This is a genomic window from Yersinia rochesterensis (genome assembly GCF_003600645.1).
Taxonomy (GTDB): domain Bacteria; phylum Pseudomonadota; class Gammaproteobacteria; order Enterobacterales; family Enterobacteriaceae; genus Yersinia; species Yersinia rochesterensis.
Genome location: NZ_CP032482.1, coordinates 2598649 through 2623052 on the forward strand (window position 1 = coordinate 2598649; position 24404 = coordinate 2623052).

Here is a 24404-nt window from a genome sequence, read left to right on the forward strand (position 1 = left end):
TTAGGCGGTCAAATGACCGCCTAACTATCTATCCAAACTTAAAGCATATTCGCTTACTGCTGGTTAGCGTTGATAAAATCAATAGCTGCCTGAACAGTAGTGATTTTCTCTGCTTCTTCGTCTGGAATCTCAGTGTCGAATTCTTCTTCCAGAGCCATTACCAGCTCAACGGTGTCCAGAGAATCTGCGCCAAGATCTTCAACGAAAGAAGCACTGTTCTTCACTTCGTCTTCTTTAACACCCAGTTGTTCAACGATGATTTTCTTAACGCGTTCTTCGATAGTGCTCATACTCTTAAATTTCCTATCAAAACTCGCTTTCGCGATGGTTTTCGTAGTGTATAAAATGTTGAAAAAGATGCAACTAAATCTCGGCTGGTCAAACCACGATTTTACGCTATTTTGCGGTTTTTACCTCAAATAACGCAAATACTTTCGTGATTTTTAAATCATATACATGCCGCCATTGACATGTAACGTTTCACCAGAGATGTAGCTGGCCTCGTCAGAGGCTAAAAATGCAACAGCGCTGGCAATTTCTTTAGCTTGCCCAAGCCGGTTAGCTGGTACTTGGGCTAAAATGCCTGCGCGTTGATCATCTGTCAACGCCGTCGTCATGTCCGTCTCAATAAAGCCAGGTGCCACAACGTTGACAGTAATGCCACGTGAAGCAACCTCACGCGCCAAAGACTTGCTAAAACCGATCAGACCCGCTTTAGCTGCCGCGTAGTTAACCTGCCCTGCATTGCCCATTGTCCCAACTACAGAACCGATGGTGATGATACGCCCAAACCGCTTTTTCATCATAGCGCGCATTACCGCTTTTGATAGGCGGAACACGGAAGTTAGATTGGTGTCAATAATATCTTGCCACTCTTCATCCTTCATACGCATCAGCAGGTTATCACGCGTAATACCTGCATTATTCACTAAAATGTCGACTTCGCCAAATTCCGCACGAATCGTTGCCAGTACTGACTCGATTGATGCAGGATCCACGACATTCAGCATTAAACCTTTACCTTGGTCGCCCAAGTAGGCGCTGATGGCTTCAGCGCCCTTTTCACTGGTCGCGGTACCAATAACACGGGCACCACGCTCAGCTAATAATTCTGCAATCGCACGGCCAATACCGCGGCTAGCGCCAGTGACTAGCGCAATTTTACCTTCGAAGCTCATGTTATCCTCTTTTCTTAGTTTTCGAGCGCGTTGGTCAGCGTGGCAACATCGTTTACCGGTGCTGCAGCTAAAGTATCCACGATGCGCTTAGTCAAACCAGTCAATACCTTACCCGGCCCAACCTCTAACAGCAGCTCAACGCCTTCTGACGCCATGAATTCCACACTTTCAGTCCAACGTACCGGATTATATAACTGACGCACCAGCGCGCTACGAATAGCCTCTGGCGACACTTCAGCTTTCACATCGACGTTGTTCACCACCGGGAATAACGGTGCCTGGAACTCAATTTCTTCCAGTGCGACGGCCAATCTATCTGCCGCAGGTTTCATCAACGCACAATGGGATGGCACGCTGACTGGCAGAGGCAAGGCGCGTTTCGCACCGGCTGCTTTACAAGCCGCACCTGCGCGCTCTACCGCATCTTTATTACCGGCAATAACGACCTGTCCCGGTGAGTTAAAGTTGACTGGCGAGACAACCTGCCCAAGTGCTGATTCTTCGCACGCTTTGGCGATGGATTCATTATCCAAACCAATAATCGCGTACATGGCACCGGTGCCTTCCGGTACCGCTTCCTGCATCAGTTTACCGCGTAATTCAACCAGACGAACCGCCTGTTTGAAATCCAGCACGCCAGCACACACCAGAGCTGAGTATTCACCCAAGCTATGGCCCGCCATCATCGCCGGCAGTTTGCCGCCTTGATGCTGCCAAACACGCCAGATAGCAACAGATGCCGTCAGCAATGCCGGTTGCGTCTGCCAGGTTTTATTCAATTCTTCAGCCGGGCCTTGTTGTACCAACTGCCAGAGATCGTAACCCAGAACTGAAGATGCTTCACTGAAAGTCTCTTCAACTATCGGAAATTGTGCGGCCAAATCGGCCAGCATACCAAGAGATTGAGATCCCTGGCCTGGAAAAACACAAGCAAATTTCGACATTTTACTTTCCTGTTAAATCAAAAAGGCCCTGTTAAATCAAAGAAACCCTGTTAAATCAAAAGCGAACCAGCGCCGAGCCCCAGGTAAAGCCGCCGCCAAACGCTTCCAGCAGCACTAACTGCCCACGTTGAATACGCCCATCTCGCACGGCTTCGTCAAGTGCCGCCGGTACAGATGCTGCAGAAGTGTTGCCATGACGATCGAGCGTGATGACCACTTTCTCCATCCCCATGCCTAATTTTTTAGCCGTTGCGCTAATAATCCGCAGGTTAGCCTGATGCGGCACCAGCCAATCCAGCGCTGAACGATCCAGATTATTGGCCTGCAAGGTCTCGTCCACAATGTGAGCAAGTTCAGTCACCGCAACTTTGAAAACCTCATTACCGGCCATCGTGACATAGGCTGGCTGGTCTTGCTGCTGGCGATCCTGATACGGCAATGCCAGCAATTCCCCATACTTACCATCTGCATGCAAATGGGTAGAGAGAATGCCAGGTTGTTCGGATGCACCTAATACAACGGCACCCGCACCATCACCAAACAGAATAATCGTGCCACGATCTTCAGGATTCAGTGCTCGCGACAGTACGTCTGAACCAATGACGATAGCATGTTTGACAGCACCACTTTTCACGTACTGATCAGCAACACTAAGTGCATAGGTAAAACCAGCACAGGCGGCAGCCAAATCAAAAGAGGCCGCATCTTTGATGCCCAACATTTGCTGCACCTGACAGGCCGAGCTTGGGAAAGCATGGCTTGAAGAGGTGGTGGCAACGATAATCAGCCCGATATCGTCTTTAGCAATACCGGCCATCTCCAGTGCTTGTTCAGCCGCCTGGAAACCCATTGTCGCCACAGTTTCATCAAGGCCAGCAATACGCCGTTCACGAATACCTGTCCGAGTGACAATCCACTCGTCCGACGTATCCACCATTTTTTCTAAATCAGCATTACTGCGCACTTGTACGGGCAGATAACTCCCCGTACCGAGAATCTTAGTATACATGTACGATCAGTCACTCTTGGGTAAAACCGCTTCAAGGCGCGCTGCAATCCGTTGTGGGACTTGCCGCTGCACCGCCTGCACAGCCTGTTCGATAGCCACTGCGAATGCACGTTGATTCGCAGCGCCATGGCTCTTGATTACGATGCCCCGTAATCCTAACAGACATGCGCCATTATACTGGTCGGGGTTCAAATGACCGAACCGCTTAGCCACACGTTTTTGTAGCCAACGGCCAATAAATTTAAGCCACCAGGACTGTTTTTTGCCGTCGCCCGATGATTTGAGCAATGACAAGAACATTCTTATCACACCTTCCATGGTCTTTAGAGTGACGTTACCCACGAAGCCGTCACAAACCATCACATCAGTCTTGCCTGTCAGCAAATCATTGCCTTCAAGATAACCAATATAGTTGATCGCCGGTGTATTTTTTAATACTGCGGCGGCTTCGCGGATATTATCTAACCCCTTGCTCTCTTCTTCGCCAATATTGAGCAAAGCAACACGTGGGGTTTTTATGCCAACAACTTCTTCTGCCATCACCGAACCCATGACAGCAAATTGCACCAGCATCGTGCTATCACATTCAACATTGGCCCCTAAATCCAGTACCACAGTCTTGCTGCGCTGCTGATTGGGGATAACTGTCATCAATGCCGGGCGCTCTATTCCATCCAATGGCTTAATAAGCATCTTCGCCAACCCCATCAATGCTCCTGTATTCCCTGCACTCACACAGGCTGCTGCATCACCGTTTTTGACCAACTCCAGAGCTATACGCATGGAGGTACCACGGCTGGCACGAATAGCTTGTGAGGGTTTAGCATCGCTGGCAATAACATGCTCAGCGGAGATTACCTGTAACCTCTCCAGCAACAAAGGATCGGCATTAACAAGTAACGGAGTGATGGCGTCGGGATTCCCGATCAGCAGGAGTTTTAGCTTTGGATTAGAGGCCAGTGCCTGCAATGAAGCAGGCACTGTGACGTGGGGACCGAAATCCCCACCCATTGCATCTAACGCTAGGGTTAGACAAGTCAAGGTATCGCCTTGCTAAAGATTAGCAAGTACTACTCAGCCGATAACCTTGCGGCCGCGGTAGAAACCGTCGGCTGTGATGTGGTGACGCAGGTGAGTTTCACCGGAAGTTTTGTCCACAGACAGAGTGGCAGTGGTCAGTGCATCGTGTGAACGGCGCATGCCACGTTTGGAACGAGTGGGTTTGTTCTGTTGTACGGCCATTGACCTTACTCCTTAATTACTTTCTTTAAACTGGCTAATACGGCAAATGGATTCGGTTTCTCCACCTCTGCAGGCAGTTTACCAAATACCATGTCCGCCTCGGACACTTCACAGTGTTCAGAATCATGTACCGGAACGACAGGCAGTGAAAGAATAATTTCGTCTTCAATCATAGCCAACAGATCAACTTCGCCAAATTCGTCGACTTCGATCGGCTCGTACGCTTCCGGCAATGCCTCAGCCTGCTCATCATTGACGACCGGGCTAAAACAATACGTTGTATGAACATGGTGCGCAAACGTGCCACCACAGCGCTGACACATCAATGTTACATCGACGTCCGCATGACCTGTAATAACCGCCAGGCGCTGATTATCAATATTAAATGATAATGAGGCCACGACATCGCTGTCCACACTTACCACTGAGTCGGCTACTCGTGTAACCTGCTCAGGCGAATAGATACCTGCGTAATCTAAACGTTTCTGAGCGGTACGAACCGCATCAATGGTCAGGGGTAATTTTACCTTTTGCATAGGGCGCGCATATTAACTTTGTAACGACATAGAGTCAAAGAAAAAGGCCGTTTTACTGCACCTTTCACCAATATTCGCTTCCGAAGCGGAAGACAGTTTAAAATGTCTGATTCAATTACGCCACGGTTTATGGAAAATATTATGCCGCAATTAGTCCTTGCTTCAACCTCGTCATACCGCCGCGCATTACTGGAAAAGCTGCAATTGCCTTTTATCACTGCCGCGCCAGAAACCGATGAAACCCCGTTGCCCACCGAAACCGCGAGCGCATTGGTGCAGCGTTTGGCACAAGCGAAGGCCCAAGCACTGGCTGCGCATTACCCACAACACTTGATAATAGGTTCTGATCAAGTGTGTGTTATCAACAGGGGCATCATCGGCAAACCCCATAATCATGCCAATGCCGTCAAACAATTACACCAAGCCAGCGGGCAATGTGTCACTTTTTATACCGGACTGGCGCTGCTAAACACCGCAACTAATAGCCATAGTTGTCTTTGTGAAACGTTTGATGTTTATTTCCGCACCTTGAATAGTGCAGAAATTGAAGGTTATTTAGTGCGGGAAAAACCGTGGAATTGCGCGGGAAGTTTTAAAAGTGAAGGGTTGGGTATCACCTTATTTGATAAATTATCAGGCCGAGATCCAAATACCCTCATCGGCCTGCCGTTAATCGCCCTCACCCAAATGTTAATTGAGCAAGGGGTAAATCCATTACTTTAGAACTGATGGCCGTAAAACTGATGACTGTAAAACTAATAGCGCTATTTTAAATAGCGCTATTCTTGCGTAATACTGACAAGCAATGGCGCAATTGATTATCCAGCGGTGCTTCAATGCGCATGGTTTCACCGGTATTTGGGTGTTCAAAACGTAAAGCGGCGGCATGCAGGAATAAACGATGTAACCCAGTACCCTGTAATTGTGCATCAAATTCACGGTCACCATAGCGATCGTCAAAAGCGATCGGGTGGCCAGCATGCAGCGCATGGACACGAATCTGATGTGTTCGACCGGTAATCGGGCTAGCTTTAACCAGTGTGGCATGCTCAAAACGCTCTTCTATTTTAAAGCGGGTTTCTGATGGTTTGCCCTCGCTACTGACTTTCACCATGCGTTCACCACTTTGCATAATATTTTTCAGCAAAGGCGCTTGCACGGCTTTGCAATGTGATTGCCATTGTCCGCGCACCAAAGCTAAATAATCTTTCTGCATCCCTTTCAAGCGCAGTTGCTCATGTAAGGAACGCAAAGCTGAACGTTTTTTTGCAACTAATAAAACACCGGAGGTATCACGATCAAGACGGTGGACCAATTCCAGGAAACGCGCTTCCGGGCGCAGGGCGCGTAATGCTTCAATCACCCCGAAACTTAAACCGCTTCCGCCATGGACCGCAGTGCCGGAAGGTTTGTTCAGCACTAAGAGATAGTCATCTTCAAATAGAATGCAATCGGCTAACGCGGCAACTTTATCAAGTTTAGCTGATACCTGAATTTCTTCGCGCTCAGCAACCCGTACCGGCGGCACACGCACCACATCACCGTCAGCCAATTTATATTCTGGCTTAATGCGCCCTTTATTAACTCGAACCTCACCTTTGCGTACGATGCGGTAAATCATACTCTTTGGCACACCTTTCAATTTAGTGAGCAAAAAGTTATCGATCCGCTGACCGGCTTCGTCGGCAGAAATGGTGATTAATTGTACTACTGGATTATTCGTTTTCATGGGACGCGATTCTAAATACACCGAGGAATTAGCGCCACCCCTTTTTCTGTGCTTAACTGTCAATCTGGCTATTTAAAGATAACGTTTGCGTGCATTTATTGTTTAATAAGACAACGATAGCCGCCAACACTGTGAATACAGTAAAAGAATCTTTACCTAGACAGGTAAAGTCATCTTGCTATATCAGTGTCAGCAATGGAATAATGTGTTTAATTCTGCGTTGATTCTCGTTAGACCAAGAGACTTGTGGAATAATAAACTTTGCCTGATCACGCAAAAACGCAGCAATGGCGTAAGACGTAATGTGAAATCAAGCAATTAGCGGGCTGCGGGTTGCAGCTTGGTCGGCAAGTGGGTAAGGCTCTGTTGTCTTATATTCAGAAGCTACCCTTTATATAAAAAGCGCTGTTTTTCAGAAAGAAACACAGGCTTACCGAAATAATGCGCCCCTATGCAGGCGACAACCGTGAGGTTGACGGCTTTGCTAGAAGACTCGGGGTCATCGGTTTACCCGACCATGAGGTTATTTTGCCCGCAGTTCTAATGACAATGTAAAAATAACGAGTAAGTTAAAGATGAAAAGAATGTTGATTAACGCCACTCAGCAAGAAGAGTTGCGTGTCGCCCTTGTAGATGGACAGCGGCTGTATGATTTGGATATTGAAAGCCCAGGTCATGAACAGAAAAAAGCGAATATTTACAAAGGGAAAATCACCCGAATCGAACCTAGTCTGGAAGCCGCTTTTGTTGATTACGGCGCTGAACGACATGGTTTTCTCCCATTAAAAGAAATCTCTCGCGAATATTTCCCTAGTAATTATTCCTCTCATGGCCGCCCAAACATCAAAGATGTGCTGCGCGAAGGCCAGGAAGTTATTGTTCAGGTTGATAAAGAAGAACGCGGTAATAAAGGTGCCGCACTCACGACTTTCATCAGCCTGGCGGGTAGTTATTTAGTTTTGATGCCAAACAACCCACGTGCCGGGGGTATTTCTCGCCGTATCGAGGGTGATGACCGCACTGAATTGAAAGAAGCCCTATCCTCCCTGCAATTGCCTGACGGCATGGGCCTGATTGTTCGCACCGCCGGTGTCGGTAAATCTGCTGATGCGCTGCAATGGGACTTATCATTCCGTCTGAAGCATTGGGATGCGATTAAAAAAGCCGCTGAAGGTCGCCCTGCGCCCTTCCTGATCCATCAGGAAAGTAACGTGATTGTCCGTGCTTTCCGTGATTATCTGCGCCCGGACATCGGCGAAATCCTGATCGATAACCCTAAAGTTCTCGAACTGGCTAAAGAGCATATCGCCGCACTCGGTCGCCCGGATTTCAGCAGCAAAATTAAATTGTATAGTGGTGAGATTCCATTATTCAGTCACTACCAAATTGAGTCACAGATTGAATCTGCCTTCCAACGCGAAGTGCGTCTGCCTTCCGGTGGTTCGATTGTTATTGACACTACCGAAGCGCTGACTGCGATTGATATCAACTCCGCGCGAGCAACGCGTGGTGGTGATATCGAAGAAACCGCATTCAATACCAACCTTGAAGCTGCCGATGAGATTGCTCGCCAATTACGTCTACGCGACTTGGGTGGCCTGATTGTCATCGACTTTATCGATATGACACCGGTACGCCACCAGCGTGAAGTGGAAAACCGTTTGCGCGATGCCGTCCGTCAGGATCGTGCGCGTATCCAGATTGGCCGCATCTCCCGCTTTGGTTTACTGGAAATGTCCCGTCAGCGCCTCAGCCCGTCACTGGGTGAGTCAAGCCACCATGTGTGCCCACGCTGTAGCGGTACCGGTACTGTACGTGACAATGAATCCCTGTCACTTTCTATTCTGCGTTTGATTGAAGAAGAAGCGCTGAAAGAAAATACTCATGAAGTTCACGCGATTGTACCGGTACAAATTGCGTCGTATCTGTTGAACGAAAAACGTGAATCCGTCAATGCTATCGAAAAACGCCAGGGCGGTGTACGTGCAGTGATCGTGCCAAACGATCAAATGCAAACGCCGCATTACTCGGTGCTTCGCGTACGCAAAGGCGAAGAAGTCCCGACTCTCAGCTATTTGTTGCCACAACTGCATGAAGCAGAAATGGCGCAACCGCTGGAAGAAGCGACTATTGAGCGTAAACGTCCGGAACAACCGGCGTTGGCAACTTTCTCTCTGCCAACTGAAGTGCCGCCAGAATCAGCCCCTACAGCTACGCCGGTTGAGCCAACTGTTGCACCACAAAAAACTGCTGCGGCGGTTGAACAACCTGGTTTCTTCAGCCGTCTGCTCAGTGGCCTGAAAGGTATATTCGGCACATCAGAAGAAGAAATTAAACCGGTCGAAGTTGAAAAAACGGAAAACAGCGAAAATCGTCGCAATGATCGCCGTAATCCTCGTCGCCAGAATAATAACCGTAGAGATCGCGGTGACCGCACACCACGTGAAGGTCGCGATAACTCAAGCCGTGATAACTCAAGCCGTGATAATAATGGCCGTGACAATGCTAACCGCGATAATAGCAATCGCGAGGGCCGTGAAGATCAACGCCGCAATAAACGCCCAACACAACAGACAACTGCGCCATTAGCGCAAACTGAAGTTGTAGAAGCGGATAAAGCACCGCGTGAAGAGCAGCCACAGCGCCGCGGTGATCGCCAGCGTCGCCGTCAGGATGACAAACGCCAGGCACCACAGGACGTTAAAGCTAAAGTTGATGACATTGATGTCATTACTGCGGCTGTAGAAGAAGTACAACCTGAGCAAGAAGAACGCCAACAGGTGATGCAGCGCCGTCAACGCCGCCAATTGAATCAGAAAGTCCGTATTCAATCCGCGAATGATGAGCTGAATGTTCTGGAAACGCCGATCACCGCCCCGGTTGCTCAGGTTGCTGCACCAGTAGTGCACGAAGAAGTGAAATTACTGACACAGACCAGCCCTCAGACCGATGATGATGCAACGAACGACCGCAATGCCAACAATGAAAATGGCATGCCACGTCGCTCTCGCCGCTCGCCTCGCCACCTGCGTGTCAGCGGTCAACGCCGTCGTCGCTACCGTGATGAGCGCTATCCAACACAATCTGCTATGCCGCTGGCAGGTGCTTTCGCCTCACCAGAAATGGCGTCGGGTAAAGTGTGGGTGCGTTATCCGGTTGCCCAGCAGGTTGAACAAGCCTTTGTGGAAAACCCGGTTGAAGAGCAATTGCCAGTAGAACGCGTGCAAGAAGTTGCAGCTGTAGAAACGTCAATCGCTATTGCTGCCGCACCAGTTGTTGTTGCTCCAGTGATTGTTGCTCCAGTGATTACTGCTCCAGTTGTTGCCACTGCCGTAGCTGAAATTGCCGTACCGACGCCACAACATAAGCCGGGGGGGTCATCCTCATCCGCCGCTGCCGTACCTGGCCGTGCACCTGTGGTCGTGGAAACAAAAATTGTAGAAACGACAATTGCAGAAACAGCAGTTATTGAGCCAGCAACAGTAGAAGCCACTGTTGAAAGCCGCGCGATTGAAGAACCTGTTCAGGTTACTGAAATAGCAACAGAAGCTGAAACTATCACGGCAACTGAGCCAGTGGTTGAAGAAGTGGCTGCAACAGAAACAGCAGTTGAAAAAACAATCGAGCCAGAAGCGGTTGTTGTAGAAACTGTTGTTGTGGAAACTGTGGTTGAAGAAGCTGTGGTTGAAGAAATAACCGAGCCAGAAGCGATTGCTGCGGAAACTGTAACTGAAGAGGCTGCAGTTGAAGAGGTCAATGTGACAGAAGAGGCCGTTGTAGCGCCTGTTGCCGTGGCAGCACCACAGCCGGTTGTCGCTCATCCTGAAGGTGTGCTATTTAAGCACTATGCTTCAGCACCGATGACTAAAGCACCTGCGCCTGATTACGTCCCAGCATCACCAACTCAAGGCCAATGGGAGCGCCCAGCCTTTGATTTCGCAGGAAAAGGTCCTGCGGGTGGCCATGCTGCTGTTACTCAGGCCACGGCACCGGCAACAAAACCACAATCGGTCGAATAATAGCAATATCATTCAGTCCTAATATTGCAAAACCCGCCATCTGGCGGGTTTTTTATTTCGCCGATAAATTCAAGCGATCTGCTTCACTTTCTTGATCTCAAGGCTTTCCAGCTTGCCCTCTAGTGCTTTAACAAATTCTTTGAAATGTTCAGTTTTGTTATGTTTTTCCAATGCATCATCAGACGCCCAGCGCTCGAAAAATACAAAAGAACCTTCTTGGCCGCTTTCGGTATGGAGATCATATTGCAGATTCCCCTTTTCCTCACGGCTAGGGTCGATAACCTGATGAACCGCCGCTTTAACTTCAGCAACAAACTCAGGTTTCGCCACTAAACTGGCAATGACACGGACTTCCATGATTATTCTCCCATCTGATATTTAATTAGCCTACTTGCCGATAAATCAATCACTCGTCCTGCAGGACAATGTGACTTGGCGCCTCCCTATAAGAGACCCTTTTTATATTATTTTCAACTGACCAAAATTTCCAACTAACCAAAAAATATTGTTTTCAACTTAACCGTAACAATCAGATGCATCCTAAGCGCTTTCCGCTTATCCTTATACCCCGCCGGAAACAGCACAAAAACCCATATCCTAAATAATTCGAGTTGCGAGAAGGCGGCAAGCGAGAGAGTCCCGATGAGCTTACATTTGTAAGTGATTCGGGTGATTGAACGCAGCCAACACACATGCAGCTTAAAGTATGACGGTATATATTTCATGACTGCGGAGCCCGTTAAATGACTGCACAACCTCAAACCCTGAAAATTCGCCGCCCGGATGACTGGCATATTCACTTACGTGATGACGAAATGCTCAGTACCGTGCTGCCCTACACTTCCGAGGCGTTTGCCCGAGCCATCGTCATGCCAAATTTGACCCCACCGATTACCACTGTTGCCAGTGCTATTGCTTATCGGGACCGTATTTTGGCGGCAATACCTACAGGTCATACATTCACCCCACTGATGACGTGCTACCTGACCAATACCCTGGATGTCAATGAACTGACCCAAGGTTTTGAAAACGGTGTATTTACCGCGGCCAAGTTATATCCGGCCAATGCCACCACTAACTCAACGCATGGTGTCTCTGATATTCCAGCGATTTATCCGCTGTTTGAACAAATGCAGAAGATTGGCATGCCGCTGTTGATCCACGGTGAAGTCACCGATGCCGCGGTGGATATTTTTGATCGTGAAGCGCGTTTTATTGAAACAATTCTGGAACCGGTACGCCGTAAATTCCCAGAATTGAAAATTGTCTTTGAGCACATCACCACCAAAGATGCGGCCGACTATGTGCTGGCAGGCAATCGTTTCCTTGGTGCGACCATCACTCCTCAACATTTGATGTTCAACCGCAATCACATGTTGGTGGGTGGGATTCGCCCTCACCTGTTCTGTTTGCCAATTCTGAAGCGGAGCACTCATCAAGATGCCTTGCGGCAAGCTGTGGCCAGTGGCTCAGACCGTTTCTTCCTTGGCACTGACTCTGCTCCTCATGCCAAACATCGGAAAGAATCATCTTGCGGCTGTGCCGGTGTTTTCAATGCCCCATCGGCGCTTTCGGCTTATGCCACTGTGTTTGAAGAAATGAATGCATTGGAACATTTGGAAGCTTTCTGCTCTTTGAATGGCCCGCGTTTTTATGGTTTGCCAGTTAACGAAGATTTTGTTGAGTTGGTTCGGAAACCTTTCCAGCAACCAGAGGACATCACATTAGGAAACGAATCTATCATTCCTTTCCTTGCCGGTCAGACCCTCAATTGGTCAGTTAAAGCCTGATAACACCAGCTGTAGAGCGCACTTTTCTCTGCAGCTGAAAATTTTTTTCTTAGTCAGTTGCGGCCTGAATATTTATACTGTATAAATAAACAGTATAAATATTCGGAGGGCCAAGTATGCGTGTTGAAGTCTGTATTGATAAAAAAAACCAGTTACCCGCAGGTGCTATCGAAGCACTCACCAATGAATTGAGTAAACGACTGAAGACTAAATTCCCAGATACGACCACTGCGGTACAAGTACGTTATGCCAGTGCGAATAATCTTTCTGTTTTAGGTGGAGCCAAAACGGATAAAGACCTCATATCTGAAATATTACAAGAAATATGGGAAAGCGCGGACGACTGGTTCGACGCGGATTAACCCACTGCAATAGGCTGTCAATGACGGCGATATGTTGTAGATAAATGCAGTTTTTTGCCGGGGAGTCGCTCCTCGGCTTTTTTATATCAATGTATATTGGCCCTTTCCGTTTCACATTTTTTATTTTTAACTTTCGATTCATTAATCATCAGAAAATAAATAATTTGTAAATATCTGTAGATAATCGCCAAATTCATCAACGGTTGCGTATACTGAAAAAGCTCACTCAGTATTGGGCCGCATTGATCCTCATTAGTCACTACCGTTCAGTAACTACTATATAAGGGGTCTTTATGGACAGAAATGATGAAGTTATCCAGACTCACCCGCTCGTAGGTTGGGATATCAGCACTGTAGATGTATATGACGCGATGATGATACGCCTTCATTACCTGTCTTCCATGGATCAACCGCCAGAAGATGCGCTAGTTGATAGAACACTCTGGCTGACGACTGATGTTGCGCGACAATTAATAAATATATTAGAAGCAGGCATTGCTAAAATTGAATCATCAGATTACCAAGATTTGGATCACCGTAAGCATTAATTATCACCAGCAATTAATTTCTCAAAGCTCGTAAAAAGGCACCAGTGAATATCACTCGGTGCCTTTTTATTAACCGCTCCCACTATAATATGGTGAACATTCCTTTTGCTCTCTTGGCTCTCATGTTATTACTATCGTTTTAATTTTTATGACAACTTACTGCCTTTAATTTAAATCGCTCTGGTCATTTTCAGGATAAAACTGCGTTACAAATCAAACAATATTAAATAAGATCGGGCGTTAAATAGGGTTCGCGGTGATATTCAGCAGGGTGAAAAATATGGATTATGATTTGATTGTCATTGGTAGTGGCTCGGTCGGTTCAGCCGCAGGTTACTATGCCTCACAAGCCGGTCTAAATGTGCTGATGATTGATAGCGCAATGCCCCCTCACCAAGCAGGTAGCCACCATGGTGATACCAGAATCATTCGCCATGCATATGGTGAAGGCGAGAAATATGTCCCATTAGTATTACGTGCTCAAGCACTTTGGGATCAACTTTCAGCCCAGACTGGTGAAAAATTGTTCCAGGCCTGTGGTGTGCTTAATCTGGGGCCAGAGGATTCGGTCTTTCTAAAAAACTCACAATACAGTGCTCAACAATTTAATTTGCCGGTTGAGATCCTAAATGCTGCACAAATTCGTGAGAAATGGCCGGTATTTACTGTCCCGGATAATTATATCGGCGTGTTCGAACCGCATTCCGGTTTCCTCCGCTCAGAGTTGGCGATAAAAACACTGATAAAAACCGTCACTGAAGCCGGTTGTGGCATTCTATTTAACTGCCCGGTGACCGCGATTGAACCTCTGGATGAAGGCGTGGATGTCGTGACCATCGATGGTACCTACAGCGCTAAAAAAGTGGTTGTGACTGCTGGAACTTGGGTGAAGGAGTTGCTACCGCAATTGCCGGTAACCGCAATACGCAAAGTCTTTTCCTGGCACCATGCCGATGGCCGATACAGTGAAGGGAATCATTTCCCAGCATTCACGGTGGAAACACCGGACAATATTCATTATTACGGATTCCCTTCACAAAATGATGAATTGAAACTCGGTAAACATAATGGTGGGCAGCCCATAGAATCAGCGACACAGCGCAAACCCTTTGGCAGTTATGCTGAAGACGGAACAGAAGTATTTGGCTTTTTGCGTAATTTCTTACCCGGCGTGGGCGTTTGTTTACATGGTGCTGCATGCAGCTATGATATGAGCCCTGATGAAGATTTCATCATCGATACTTTGCCGGATAACCCCAATATTATGGTCGTGACGGGGTTAAGTGGCCATGGGTTTAAATTTGCTACTGCGCTGGGCGAGGTCGCTGCACTGTTTGCACAAGATAAACCATCACCTATTGATATTACTGCCTTTTCTTTGGCTCGATTCACGGATTCATAGCACTCATATCCGCAATTGACTCACTAAATTATTGCCAATGACTATTGAGACTTAAACAAGTCATTGGCAATTAATTCATATCTAATCGTTAGCATCAAAACCACATTAGCCTGGTAATTAATAGCCATCAATTCATAAAACCCGCAAAAAAACATCGTAAATGCCGAATTGACGCTTTGGTCGTCAGAGGATTACCTTATCCTAGTATGCAGTCAGGTATGGTTGCAGTTAGACAAGGATGTATGTCACATGAAAATATTAATTATTGACGAGTGTTTTTATACCCGCTCAGGGGTAAATACTTATTTAAATAGTTCCGCATCTCTTAATTTAATGGATGTTTCTACCGTTGAGCAGGCAACATTAGCCATTGATAATTTTAATCCTGAAATAATAATTGTTAATCTTACGCAATACTGTCGATTCGGTGGACACTGCCCATTATTAGCACAATTCATCAACTGCTGTGGTCAGGCAAGAGTTTATATTTATCTGGATGCATCATATCCCTTTAGCGAAACGCCTATCCCTCTAACGGATTCTGTTTCAATCTTGGCTAAAAAGCATTTGCCCGAATTATTACAAAGCTTATCAAGTGTTTCAAATGATAACGATAAACCAGTGCTGCCATGTCCTGCATCACTGTTCAGCCCACAAGAACATAAAGTTATGTGCTATTGGATGACAGAAATGCCCAATTACCGGATAGCCAGAAAATTAAATATCAGTGACAGTACAGTTTACTCACATAAGCGCCATATTACTGAAAAAATAAAAGTCAGAAACCGCTTGGAACTGTGCTTTATCTATAATGTATTTAAATATTTATACTAGACTTTGGCCTGTATTTAGAGGCAGCATCAGCCAATAGCACTCTAGATATAGCCAAATAATACACATATATATTTATATTATGAATAATGTAGCCGAGAAAACAATGCGACATAGATTACTGTTAAAAATATCGGTTACATTCTATTAAATGCCTTTTTATATAAACTAATTTCTATTTCCTTCAATTTTTACACACGCCTGAAAATAAGTTATTTAATTTATTATTCTCTTAGATAAAGGTTTACCCCCTAACTGATTGTTTACCCAATTAAAATCACCTACAATGGGCTATAACTTTAACCTCAGGCAGTCAGTATGTTAAGTAAATTCATCTCAATGGTTATCAATAATGTACGAGAGCATTTAATACTCTATATCTGTTTGTGGTTAATATTGTTGGCGCTGGATATTTACTTCTTTTTCTATTAACTCGCCTCTCCTTTTTTAACGGGGCCAACAGGCATCAAATCACCTGCGGCCCTCAGATGTTAAGTTACAATATGGGCGTATCCGATTCAATCTTAGCCGGCTTACCATCACTCAGTAACACTGCAAACTTATAACCGGCAGGTGTTAATTCCAGTGCGATTTTGGCAATAATGGTTAATGGAACTGACAGTAACATACCTATCGGCCCCAATAACCATCCCCAGAAAATTAATGATAAGAACACCACCAATGTTGATAGCCCTAAGCCACGGCCCATCATGCGCGGATCGATGATATTGCCACCAATCAGATTAATGAGAATATAACCGCCGGTTACAGCAAAGGCGTCAGCAAAACCGTTAAAGAGTAAGGCCTGAATAATGGGTGGAATAGCGGCCAATACAGACCCGATGTTGGGAATATAATTGAGAACAAAGGCCAGTAACCCCCACAGGAAAGCAAACCTAACCCCCATCGCGGCCAAAAATAGCCAAATGACAATCCCCGTCGCAATACTAATAATGGTCTTAATCACCAGATAATGCGTCACGCCATTCAGCGCACGCCGCAAAATCGCATTCCCTTGTTCTGGGTTATCAAACATTAATTGCATTTTATAGGGAAGGCGCTCGACTTCAAATAACATGAAAACGACCGTCATTAACAGCAAGAACGTGCTAGCCATAGCACCGGAAAGGTGGCTGAGCAGGCGGGTAACAAAGTTCATGGCCATGCTGGGATCGACATGTTTCATAATGTCATCCACCGAAAACTCGATATTAAAGCGCATGGCGAACTCTTGCAGGTCACGCATTTTTTCCAGCATCATCCCGCGATATTGCGGTAGTGAGCGGGCAAATTCATTTAATGAAGAACCTAAGCGGCTAAACAGTAATGCCATCAGTAAAACAATAATGGTTACCAATAAGATGATAGCCAATGTCCGGGGGATCTTTATTTTTTCGAGTAATTTCACCAAAGGGTTTAAAACAATAGCGAGAAATATCGCCAGTAAAAAGGGAACTACAATGGGCGATGCCGCTTTGATCCCGGCCATAATCACCACCAACATTGCCAGCATCGCAACTAACCGCAACCCTTGGCCACCTACCACAGGTTTTGTCATTATTAATCCTTGTATTGGAACCGCCACGGCTCAAATGGCAAAAAAAAGACGCTAGCGGATAAAATAACCGACAACGCCTTATTTTAATAGCACTGGATATTACTTATCTGCGCCCTTTTCCGGCATAGGAATATGCATGGTTGTTTGTAGCAAACCTTTAGATTTATTAAAAATCTTAATGCCATTCTCTCGCCCGGCCCGGCGAGAGCGTTGTTCTTCCTGTGGAAGCTTCAGCTCTTCCTGGCAAATCTGGCTACAGCAACCTTCAAATTTTGCTGCACAAACGGGGCATTGAATAAACAGTAAGTGGCAACCATCATTCTTGCAATTAGTATGCGTATCACTTGGGGTGCCGCACTGATGGCAATGTGCGATAATATCTTCAGATATCCGCTCGCCCATCCGCTCATCGAAAACAAAGTTTTTACCAATAAACTTAAGCGGCAATCCCTGTTCTTTTGCTTTACGGGCATATTCGATAATCCCGCCTTCGACGTGATAAACATTTTTAAAGCCATTATGCAGCATATAAGCGCTGGCTTTCTCGCAACGAATCCCACCGGTGCAATACATCACAATATTCTTATCTTTATTATGTTGCAGCATATCAACCGCCATCGGCAGTTGTTCTCGGAAAGTATCCGACGGAACTTCTATCGCGTTTTCGAAATGGCCGACTTCGTATTCATAATGATTGCGCATATCGACAAACAAAGTATCGGGGTCATCAATCATCTGATTGACCTGATCGGCCTTTAAATAATGCCCAACATTGCTGGGGTCGAAACTGTCATCGTCGATACCGTCAGCCACAATGCGCTCACGAACTTTCATGCGTAGCACCCAAAATGACTTGCCGTCATCTTCATGCGCAACATTCAACCGCACTTGGTTCAGCGCGGGATGAGCGGCAAACAGCGCGACTTGAAACTCATCATAACGATTTGCAGGCACGCTAATCTGGGCATTAATTCCCTCTTTTGCCACATAAACCCGGCCAAATACCCCGAGTTTAACAAATTGGCTATAGAGGTTATCACGGAAGGTTTTTGCATCTTCCAGCATGAAATATTTATAAAAAGAAACTGTGGTGCGCGGTTCGGTTTCAGCCAACATGCGCGCTTTAAGTTCCTCATTAGAAATTCGGTTATGTAACACTGGCATGGTGTACGTTCCTGTCTTTCAGAGAGGTTACTGATGAATATTTAATTATTGCTCAATGGGTTAGGTTAATCATTAGACGGCTAACCACGCTAAATCATCGCGCAATAGAACTGATATTTCGGCACCGGCTATCCCGTGCGGCGCATATAATACCTGAAACCCCGCCACGGCACATCTTTAGCGGCTATCACGCTCAGTCAAAGCAGAAAAAATAACACCCGCGAGCAAGGCAATTCCGGCAGCAATCAGTAACGGTTTGCTCTGCCAATCAGCGCCGAGATAACCCAATATGCCACCGACGACCAATAAACCCGCACTGAGTCTTGCAACTGTCATCGACGGCTCTCCGATAAGAATGAATAATATCCATTTATACACTGGAAATATCATACCGCAGAAATAAAAATCCCTCTTCGACAGACAGGGATTGGACTACTGACCAAGTTAATTTGCGGGGAAATGTGCCGGATGGGTCCCTGTTAGTTTCAAATACAAGTGCGTAAGCCGTCGGAGCGCCCATCGGGGCAATCGCCCCGCTTACATAATCATCAAACAAATGATTTATTTGATGAAGTTTTCGACAAAAAAGCATGAAAATGGCTTTTTGGTGCGCTCTTTTTTCCTGTAGTCTCCTAAAAATGCCACAATAGGCTACCTTAAAACGACAGATAAGTAGGTTGGGACTGGGCTTATTGAGGTTTTCTGATTAACTCAATGTGCACCATCAATATGTCCGAACGAATGACAATAATGCTGAGAACAGATATGCAAGTTCCGTCTTTTAATCGCTCACTACTGCACCCTCGTTATTGGCTGACTTGGCTCGGCCTCGGTATTCTCTACCTACTGGTACTGCTACCCTATCCGGTCATCTATTCCATGGGCACCTCCCTTGGCCGTTTTTCTATGCGTTTTCTTGCACGACGTAAGCGAATAACGCGGCGCAATCTGGAGCTGTGCTTCCCTGACATGCCGAAAAACGAGCGGGATGAACTGCTGGTTAAGAATTTTGAATCCGTCGGCATGGGGTTATTTGAAACCGGCATGGCGTGGTTTTGGCCAGACTGGCGAATTAAGCGCTGGTGCAGTGTCAGCGGGCTGGAGCATATCCAACAGGCGCGTGATGAGGGCAAAGGGGTTTTGTTGATTGGCTTGCATTTTCTGACGCTAGAACTGGGCGCGCGTATTTTTGGTATCTACAATCCGGGAATTGGCGTTTATCGTCCACATGATAATAAAGCCATGGATTGGATGCAGACCTGGGGCCGGATGCGGTCAAATAAAGCCATGCTTGATCGCAGAGACCTCAAAGGGATGGTTCGCAGCCTCAAGCAAGGTGAAATTATCTGGTATGCGCCCGACCATGACTATGGCCCACGCAGCAGTGTGTTCGTGCCCTTGTTTGCCGTCAGCCAAGCCGCCACCACCACCGGGACTTATCTTCTGGTGCGTATGGGTAAACCCGCAATCATTCCTTTCACACCACGTCGGTTACCGGGTGGCAAAGGTTATCAACTGATTTTACAGCCCGCAGTGGATAATTTCCCGCTGGATAATGAAGTCGAAGCCGCGGCCTTTATGAATAAAGTGATCGAAAAAGAGATTATGCGCGCCACGGATCAATACATGTGGCTGCACCGGCGTTTTAAAACCCGCCCCGAGGGCGCACCTTCGCTGTATGACTAGCTTAGCTAAACGGAATTAGCTTAGAGCAAAATAATATAACAGATGATAATGAGAATTAGTTTATATCAGTTTTTTTGATACAATCTGTCAGTATTATCCGATAGAAATATAGTTGTGGTCTGACGATACTGAATTAATTTCCCTTGGTTATCTTCTGGTGACGCCCTAATTAATTCGAGTTGCAGTAAGGCGGCAATTGAGCGACAAATCGGTCGGGAACCGATTTGAACAGCATTTATGCTGCCCATAGGGTGAGCCTCAGGGATGAGGCTCATTAGTCCCCAAGAACTTACACAGGTAAGTGACTGGGGTGAGTGAACGTAGCCAACACACATGTAGCTTGAAGTATGACGGGAATATCTTTTTCTTGATAAGGATATATATGCTCGCAACTCTTAATCTGTGGTTCACGCGGTTAACAGATCATCCGAACGGCGGTAAATTGTTATTACGCCTGACATTCGGTGTTTTGATGTTATTTCATGGCGTGGCAAAAATTCAGCACGGCACCAGTTGGATAGCCGCCTCTTTACAGGCGCAGGGCATCCCTGGCTTTGTTGCCTATGGCGTTTACATTGGCGAGATTATCACCCCGATCCTGATTATTTTGGGCTTATTTACTCGCCCTGCGGCTTTCATTTACGCCGTTAACCTATTGGTCGCGGTATTGATGGTCGGCACCGGTAAGTTCTTTACTCTGACCCAAGTGGGCGCATGGGGTTTGGAAAACGAAGCCATGTACTTCCTCGGCGGCGTGGCTATCATGCTGTTGGGTAGTGGCCGTTATTCCGTCACCAAAAATGAAGCTTATCGCTGATAATAATCTGTGCTGATAAATGAGCTGCTGCGCCCATCGCGTAGTGGCTTTTTTATTTCGCGGCAATGAGTTATAACAAACGGTCAAAGCTCTCTCCATTCAGTTATAACCTAATCGAATAAGCATATCCCCGAATTTCAAACCCTCTTTTCATTTTAATAAAAACTAACATTCATCTCATTGATGTCAATGTGCTATAGGCGCATACTTACCAAGCTAACTGTTTTATTCTTGTGCTTTGTTGCCCCTTCAAACGCCCCTATCGACGAATAAAGAGACGCAAAGCGCTCAGTTTGTTAAGAAGCAATCCCTTGTTTAATCGGTAATTTATGACCTCAGCACCACAACCTGTTAACTGGAAAAGAAACTTATTTGTCACCTGGTTAGGCTGTTTTCTAACCGGCGCGGCATTCAGTTTGATCATGCCATTCCTGCCACTGTATGTGGAACAGTTGGGTGTGAGCGGCCACCAGTCATTGAACATGTGGTCGGGTTTGGTGTTCAGCATTACTTTCCTGTTTTCCGCCATTGCCGCGCCTTTCTGGGGCAGCCTTGCCGACCGAAAAGGCCGGAAAATCATGCTACTGCGATCCGCTCTCGGCATGGGGATTGTGATGGTGCTGATGGGCATGGCGCAAAATATTTGGCAATTCTTGGCCCTACGCGCCCTGCTGGGGCTGTTGGGCGGCTTTATTCCTAATGCCAACGCGCTGATTGCCACACAGGTGCCGCGCAACAAAAGTGGCTGGGCATTGGGCACACTCTCAACCGGCGGGGTCAGTGGTGCATTAATCGGCCCATTGATTGGTGGATTATTGGCGGATAATTATGGTTTGCGGCCGGTGTTTTTTATCACTGCCGGAGTGCTATTCGCCTGTTTTGCCATGACCTGGTTTTATGTCCGCGAGCAGTTTGCGCCAGTGCTGAAGAAAGATATGCTGAATGGCCGACAGGTATTTAACTCACTGAAAAACCCTAAGTTAATCCTGAGTTTGTTTGTCACCACCATGATTATCCAAGTTGCGACCGGCTCGATTGCGCCCATTTTGACCCTGTATGTGCGCGAGCTGGCCGGAGATATCCATAATTTGGCTTTTGTCAGTGGCATGATTGCTTCGGTGCCGGGTGTCGCTGCGCTGATAAGTGCGCCGCGCTTAGGCAAGTTGGGGGATAAAATCGGGCCAGAACGCATTTTGATCGCCATGCTGGCATTATCCATTCTGATTTTAATCCCGATGGCCTTTGTACAAACCCCATTACAACTGGGTATTTTGCGTTTTTTATTGGGGGCGACAGATGGCGCACTGTTACCCGCAGTGCAGACTTTGCTGATTTATAACTGTACCAATCAGATTGCGGGTAGAATTTTCAGCTATAACCAATCATTCCGTGATGTGGGGAATGTTAGCGGCCCACTCCTGGGTGCGGCGGTATCCGCCAGCTATGGTTTCCGCGCAGTATTCTGCGTCACCGCCGTGGTTGTGCTATTTAATGCCCTGTATTCTTACTGGTGTTTGCAACGCCAGCCCTTAAAAGCACAGCGCGAAGTTCAACAACAGCAAGATAGCTAACTCAAGATAACACCGCTGAGGCGACGAAAAGTCAGGATAAAGCAATCTAGATTTGTGTATTTTTTCAGCATAAAAATCCGCAAAATGCGAATAAAAACAGTAAAAAAAACCATAAGATTCGGTTCAAACTGATTGATAATTGCGATGAATGTCGACTTTTTATCTAAAAATACGATATAACCCCCAGTGGAAATTAAAAAATGACGTTATTATTGCGTTAAATTCTACTGTAACGCGTGTTAACTCCGACAATTGGTCACAGCGCCAAAGAGCTGACACTCGATGATAATTACACCCTAAATAATTCGAATTGCAGGAAGGCGGCAACTGAGTAAATTCCTGGGAGCTTACATAAGTAAGTGACCGGGGTGAGCGAAAGCAGCCAACGCACATGCAGTTTGAAGTATGACGGGTTTATTCGCTCATTTTAAAGCGATTCTATGGGAAGACTTTATGCAAACCTCTGTTAACACCCCTGGTGGTCGTACATTTTTTGGGCACCCTTATCCGCTCAGTGGACTATTTCTTTCCGAAATGTGGGAGCGTTTCTCATTCTACGGTATTCGCCCTCTCTTAATTCTGTTTATGGCGGCCACCGTTTTTGATGGCGGTATGGGTCTACCCCGTGAGCAAGCTTCGGCTATCGTCGGGATTTTTGCCGGTAGTATGTATTTGGCGGCACTGCCCGGCGGTTGGCTGGCGGATAACTGGCTGGGCCAACAACGCGCGGTGTGGTATGGCTCGATTCTGATTGCCTTGGGCCATCTGTCGATTGCTTTATCTGCTTTCTTCGGCAATGACCTGTTTTTTATCGGCTTAGCATTTATTGTGCTCGGTACCGGCCTGTTCAAAACCTGTATTTCGGTGATGGTCGGCACCCTCTATAAGCCCGGTGATGCCCGCCGTGACGGTGGTTTCTCACTGTTCTATATGGGTATCAATATGGGGTCGTTTATTGCACCGCTGCTTTCCGGCTGGTTGTTGCGAACTCATGGCTGGCATTGGGGCTTTGGTATTGGCGGGATCGGTATGCTGGTGGCGTTGCTTATCTTCCGTGGCTTTGCCATACCGGCGATGAAGCGCTATGACGCAGAAGTGGGGCTGGACTCAAGTTGGAATAAACCGACCAATCAACGCCAGGGTGTGGGTAAATGGGTTGCAGCCATTATGCTGGTGGTGGTGGCCATTATTGCTCTTATTTCACAGGGCGTTATCCCGATTAATCCGGTGCTGATTGCCAGCTTGCTGGTGTATGTCATTGCCGCCTCCGTGACACTCTATTTTGTCTATCTGTTCGCTTTTGCCAAAATGAGCCGTAAAGATCGCGCCCGTTTGTTGGTGTGCTTTATTCTGTTGGTATCAGCGGCATTCTTCTGGTCTGCTTTTGAACAAAAACCAACCTCATTTAACCTGTTTGCCAATGATTATACTGACCGTATGGTGATGGGTTTTGAGATCCCGACCGTCTGGTTCCAGTCAATAAATGCACTGTTTATCATCCTGTTAGCGCCAGTATTTAGTTGGGCGTGGCCAGCACTGGCGAAGAAAAAGATTCAGCCGAGCAGCATCACTAAATTCGTGATTGGTATTTTATGCGCGGCGGCTGGTTTCGCCGTGATGATGTATGCCGCACAGCATGTCCTCAGCAGTGGCGGCGCGGGCGTTTCACCCTGGTGGTTAGTGATGAGTATTTTGCTACTGACCTTGGGCGAATTGTGTCTTAGCCCTATCGGGCTGGCGACCATGACCTTACTGGCTCCAGACAGAATGCGGGGTCAGGTGATGGGGCTGTGGTTCTGCGCCAGTTCACTGGGTAATCTGGCTGCGGGCTTGATTGGTGGGCATGTTAAAGCTGACCAGCTTGATATGCTGCCAACCTTGTTTGCGCGCTGCTCAATTGCGCTGGTTATCTGTGCGGCGGTATTAATATTGCTTATCGTGCCAATTCGTCGCCTGATGAACAACACTCAGGGCCAGCAAACTGCCTAACAGTGATAACCCGCCTTAATGGCGGGTTT

The 24404-nt window shown here is 46.8% G+C and carries 24 protein-coding genes; 12 read left to right on the forward strand and 12 right to left on the reverse strand.

The annotated features are described in order from the left end of the window. Nucleotides 1-53 precede the first annotated feature (53 nt). The 7 genes from acpP to yceD form a co-directional block, all read right to left on the reverse strand. Entirely contained in the window at nucleotides 54-290 is a 237-nt protein-coding gene (gene acpP, locus DXZ79_RS12220; RefSeq protein WP_002220787.1) for an acyl carrier protein, read from the reverse strand. A gap of 153 nt (nucleotides 291-443) precedes the next feature. After that, complete coding sequence (gene fabG, locus DXZ79_RS12225) at nucleotides 444-1178, reverse strand: 3-oxoacyl-ACP reductase FabG (RefSeq protein ID WP_038632263.1); 735 nt, start codon at nucleotides 1176-1178, stop codon at nucleotides 444-446. A gap of 14 nt (nucleotides 1179-1192) precedes the next feature. After that, the gene (fabD, locus tag DXZ79_RS12230; RefSeq protein ID WP_038632261.1) at nucleotides 1193-2122 is read right to left on the reverse strand and encodes an ACP S-malonyltransferase; all 930 of its coding nucleotides are present in this window, start codon (nucleotides 2120-2122) and stop codon (nucleotides 1193-1195) included. 55 nt (nucleotides 2123-2177) lie between these two features. After that, the gene (locus DXZ79_RS12235; protein ID WP_038632259.1) at nucleotides 2178-3131 is read right to left on the reverse strand and encodes a beta-ketoacyl-ACP synthase III; all 954 of its coding nucleotides are present in this window, start codon (nucleotides 3129-3131) and stop codon (nucleotides 2178-2180) included. Between the two features lie 6 nt (nucleotides 3132-3137). Then, complete coding sequence (gene plsX, locus DXZ79_RS12240) at nucleotides 3138-4172, reverse strand: phosphate acyltransferase PlsX (protein WP_120011297.1); 1035 nt, start codon at nucleotides 4170-4172, stop codon at nucleotides 3138-3140. A gap of 33 nt (nucleotides 4173-4205) precedes the next feature. Then, the gene (gene rpmF, locus DXZ79_RS12245) at nucleotides 4206-4373 is read right to left on the reverse strand and encodes a 50S ribosomal protein L32 (RefSeq protein WP_002210931.1); all 168 of its coding nucleotides are present in this window, start codon (nucleotides 4371-4373) and stop codon (nucleotides 4206-4208) included. A gap of 5 nt (nucleotides 4374-4378) precedes the next feature. Beyond that, nucleotides 4379-4909: a 23S rRNA accumulation protein YceD gene (gene yceD, locus DXZ79_RS12250; protein WP_038632255.1), complete on the reverse strand. Its 531-nt coding sequence runs from the start codon at nucleotides 4907-4909 to the stop codon at nucleotides 4379-4381. A 141-nt stretch (nucleotides 4910-5050) separates the two neighbouring features. Here yceD and DXZ79_RS12255 point away from each other — a divergent pair, with 141 nt between their 5' ends. Then, nucleotides 5051-5632, forward strand: coding sequence for a Maf family protein (locus DXZ79_RS12255; RefSeq protein ID WP_120011298.1), 582 nt, complete (start codon nucleotides 5051-5053; stop codon nucleotides 5630-5632). Nucleotides 5633-5678: 46 nt separating this feature from the next. Here DXZ79_RS12255 and rluC read toward each other — a convergent pair whose 3' ends face one another. After that, a complete protein-coding gene (gene rluC, locus DXZ79_RS12260) occupies nucleotides 5679-6638 on the reverse strand; it encodes a 23S rRNA pseudouridine(955/2504/2580) synthase RluC (protein WP_038632251.1) in 960 nt (319 codons plus the stop codon). A 575-nt stretch (nucleotides 6639-7213) separates the two neighbouring features. On the opposite strand from rluC, the gene rne reads away from it, so the two are divergent. Further along, the gene (gene rne, locus DXZ79_RS12270) at nucleotides 7214-10657 is read left to right on the forward strand and encodes a ribonuclease E (protein WP_050291270.1); all 3444 of its coding nucleotides are present in this window, start codon (nucleotides 7214-7216) and stop codon (nucleotides 10655-10657) included. A gap of 69 nt (nucleotides 10658-10726) precedes the next feature. On the opposite strand, the gene DXZ79_RS12275 is transcribed toward rne, so the two are convergent. Beyond that, nucleotides 10727-11014, reverse strand: a complete 288-nt coding sequence (locus DXZ79_RS12275) for a putative quinol monooxygenase (RefSeq protein ID WP_038632247.1) — start codon at nucleotides 11012-11014, stop codon at nucleotides 10727-10729. Nucleotides 11015-11400: 386 nt separating this feature from the next. Between DXZ79_RS12275 and pyrC the strand changes: the two genes are divergently transcribed. The 6 genes from pyrC (at nucleotide 11401) to DXZ79_RS12305 (ending at nucleotide 16022) form a co-directional block, all read left to right on the forward strand. Then, entirely contained in the window at nucleotides 11401-12447 is a 1047-nt protein-coding gene (gene pyrC, locus DXZ79_RS12280; RefSeq protein WP_050291271.1) for a dihydroorotase, read from the forward strand. A 116-nt stretch (nucleotides 12448-12563) separates the two neighbouring features. Then, entirely contained in the window at nucleotides 12564-12809 is a 246-nt protein-coding gene (gene dinI / locus DXZ79_RS12285; RefSeq protein WP_038632241.1) for a DNA damage-inducible protein I, read from the forward strand. A 293-nt stretch (nucleotides 12810-13102) separates the two neighbouring features. After that, nucleotides 13103-13357 carry a biofilm formation regulator BssS gene (gene bssS / locus DXZ79_RS12290; RefSeq protein WP_032819502.1) on the forward strand — a complete coding sequence of 85 codons (255 nt, stop codon included), beginning with the start codon at nucleotides 13103-13105 and terminating at the stop codon, nucleotides 13355-13357. Between the two features lie 280 nt (nucleotides 13358-13637). Then, entirely contained in the window at nucleotides 13638-14759 is a 1122-nt protein-coding gene (solA, locus tag DXZ79_RS12295; RefSeq protein WP_038632238.1) for an N-methyl-L-tryptophan oxidase, read from the forward strand. A 249-nt stretch (nucleotides 14760-15008) separates the two neighbouring features. Then, entirely contained in the window at nucleotides 15009-15593 is a 585-nt protein-coding gene (locus tag DXZ79_RS12300; protein WP_038632236.1) for a LuxR C-terminal-related transcriptional regulator, read from the forward strand. Nucleotides 15594-15929: 336 nt separating this feature from the next. After that, entirely contained in the window at nucleotides 15930-16022 is a 93-nt protein-coding gene (locus tag DXZ79_RS12305; RefSeq protein ID WP_227744204.1) for a DUF2770 family protein, read from the forward strand. 64 nt (nucleotides 16023-16086) lie between these two features. Here the strand turns inward: DXZ79_RS12305 and DXZ79_RS12310 are convergent, their stop codons facing one another. The 3 genes from DXZ79_RS12310 to DXZ79_RS20690 form a co-directional block, all read right to left on the reverse strand. Beyond that, nucleotides 16087-17148 (reverse strand): AI-2E family transporter, encoded by a 1062-nt coding sequence (locus DXZ79_RS12310; protein WP_038632234.1) that lies wholly within the window; start codon nucleotides 17146-17148, stop codon nucleotides 16087-16089. Between the two features lie 99 nt (nucleotides 17149-17247). Next, entirely contained in the window at nucleotides 17248-18312 is a 1065-nt protein-coding gene (trhO, locus tag DXZ79_RS12315) for an oxygen-dependent tRNA uridine(34) hydroxylase TrhO (protein ID WP_038632231.1), read from the reverse strand. Nucleotides 18313-18489: 177 nt separating this feature from the next. Next, a complete protein-coding gene (locus tag DXZ79_RS20690; RefSeq protein ID WP_038632229.1) occupies nucleotides 18490-18648 on the reverse strand; it encodes a hypothetical protein in 159 nt (52 codons plus the stop codon). A gap of 429 nt (nucleotides 18649-19077) precedes the next feature. Here DXZ79_RS20690 and DXZ79_RS12320 point away from each other — a divergent pair, with 429 nt between their 5' ends. The 4 genes from DXZ79_RS12320 to DXZ79_RS12345 all read left to right on the forward strand — a co-directional run bounded on the left by DXZ79_RS12320 (nucleotide 19078) and on the right by DXZ79_RS12345 (nucleotide 24375). After that, nucleotides 19078-19998, forward strand: coding sequence for a Kdo(2)-lipid IV(A) acyltransferase (locus tag DXZ79_RS12320; protein ID WP_038632227.1), 921 nt, complete (start codon nucleotides 19078-19080; stop codon nucleotides 19996-19998). Nucleotides 19999-20380: 382 nt separating this feature from the next. Beyond that, nucleotides 20381-20815 carry a DoxX family protein gene (locus DXZ79_RS12330; protein ID WP_038632225.1) on the forward strand — a complete coding sequence of 145 codons (435 nt, stop codon included), beginning with the start codon at nucleotides 20381-20383 and terminating at the stop codon, nucleotides 20813-20815. A gap of 329 nt (nucleotides 20816-21144) precedes the next feature. Beyond that, nucleotides 21145-22386, forward strand: coding sequence for a multidrug efflux MFS transporter MdtG (gene mdtG, locus DXZ79_RS12335; protein ID WP_038632223.1), 1242 nt, complete (start codon nucleotides 21145-21147; stop codon nucleotides 22384-22386). Nucleotides 22387-22839: 453 nt separating this feature from the next. Further along, a complete protein-coding gene (locus DXZ79_RS12345) occupies nucleotides 22840-24375 on the forward strand; it encodes a peptide MFS transporter (protein ID WP_038639462.1) in 1536 nt (511 codons plus the stop codon). Nucleotides 24376-24404: the final 29 nt, after the last annotated feature.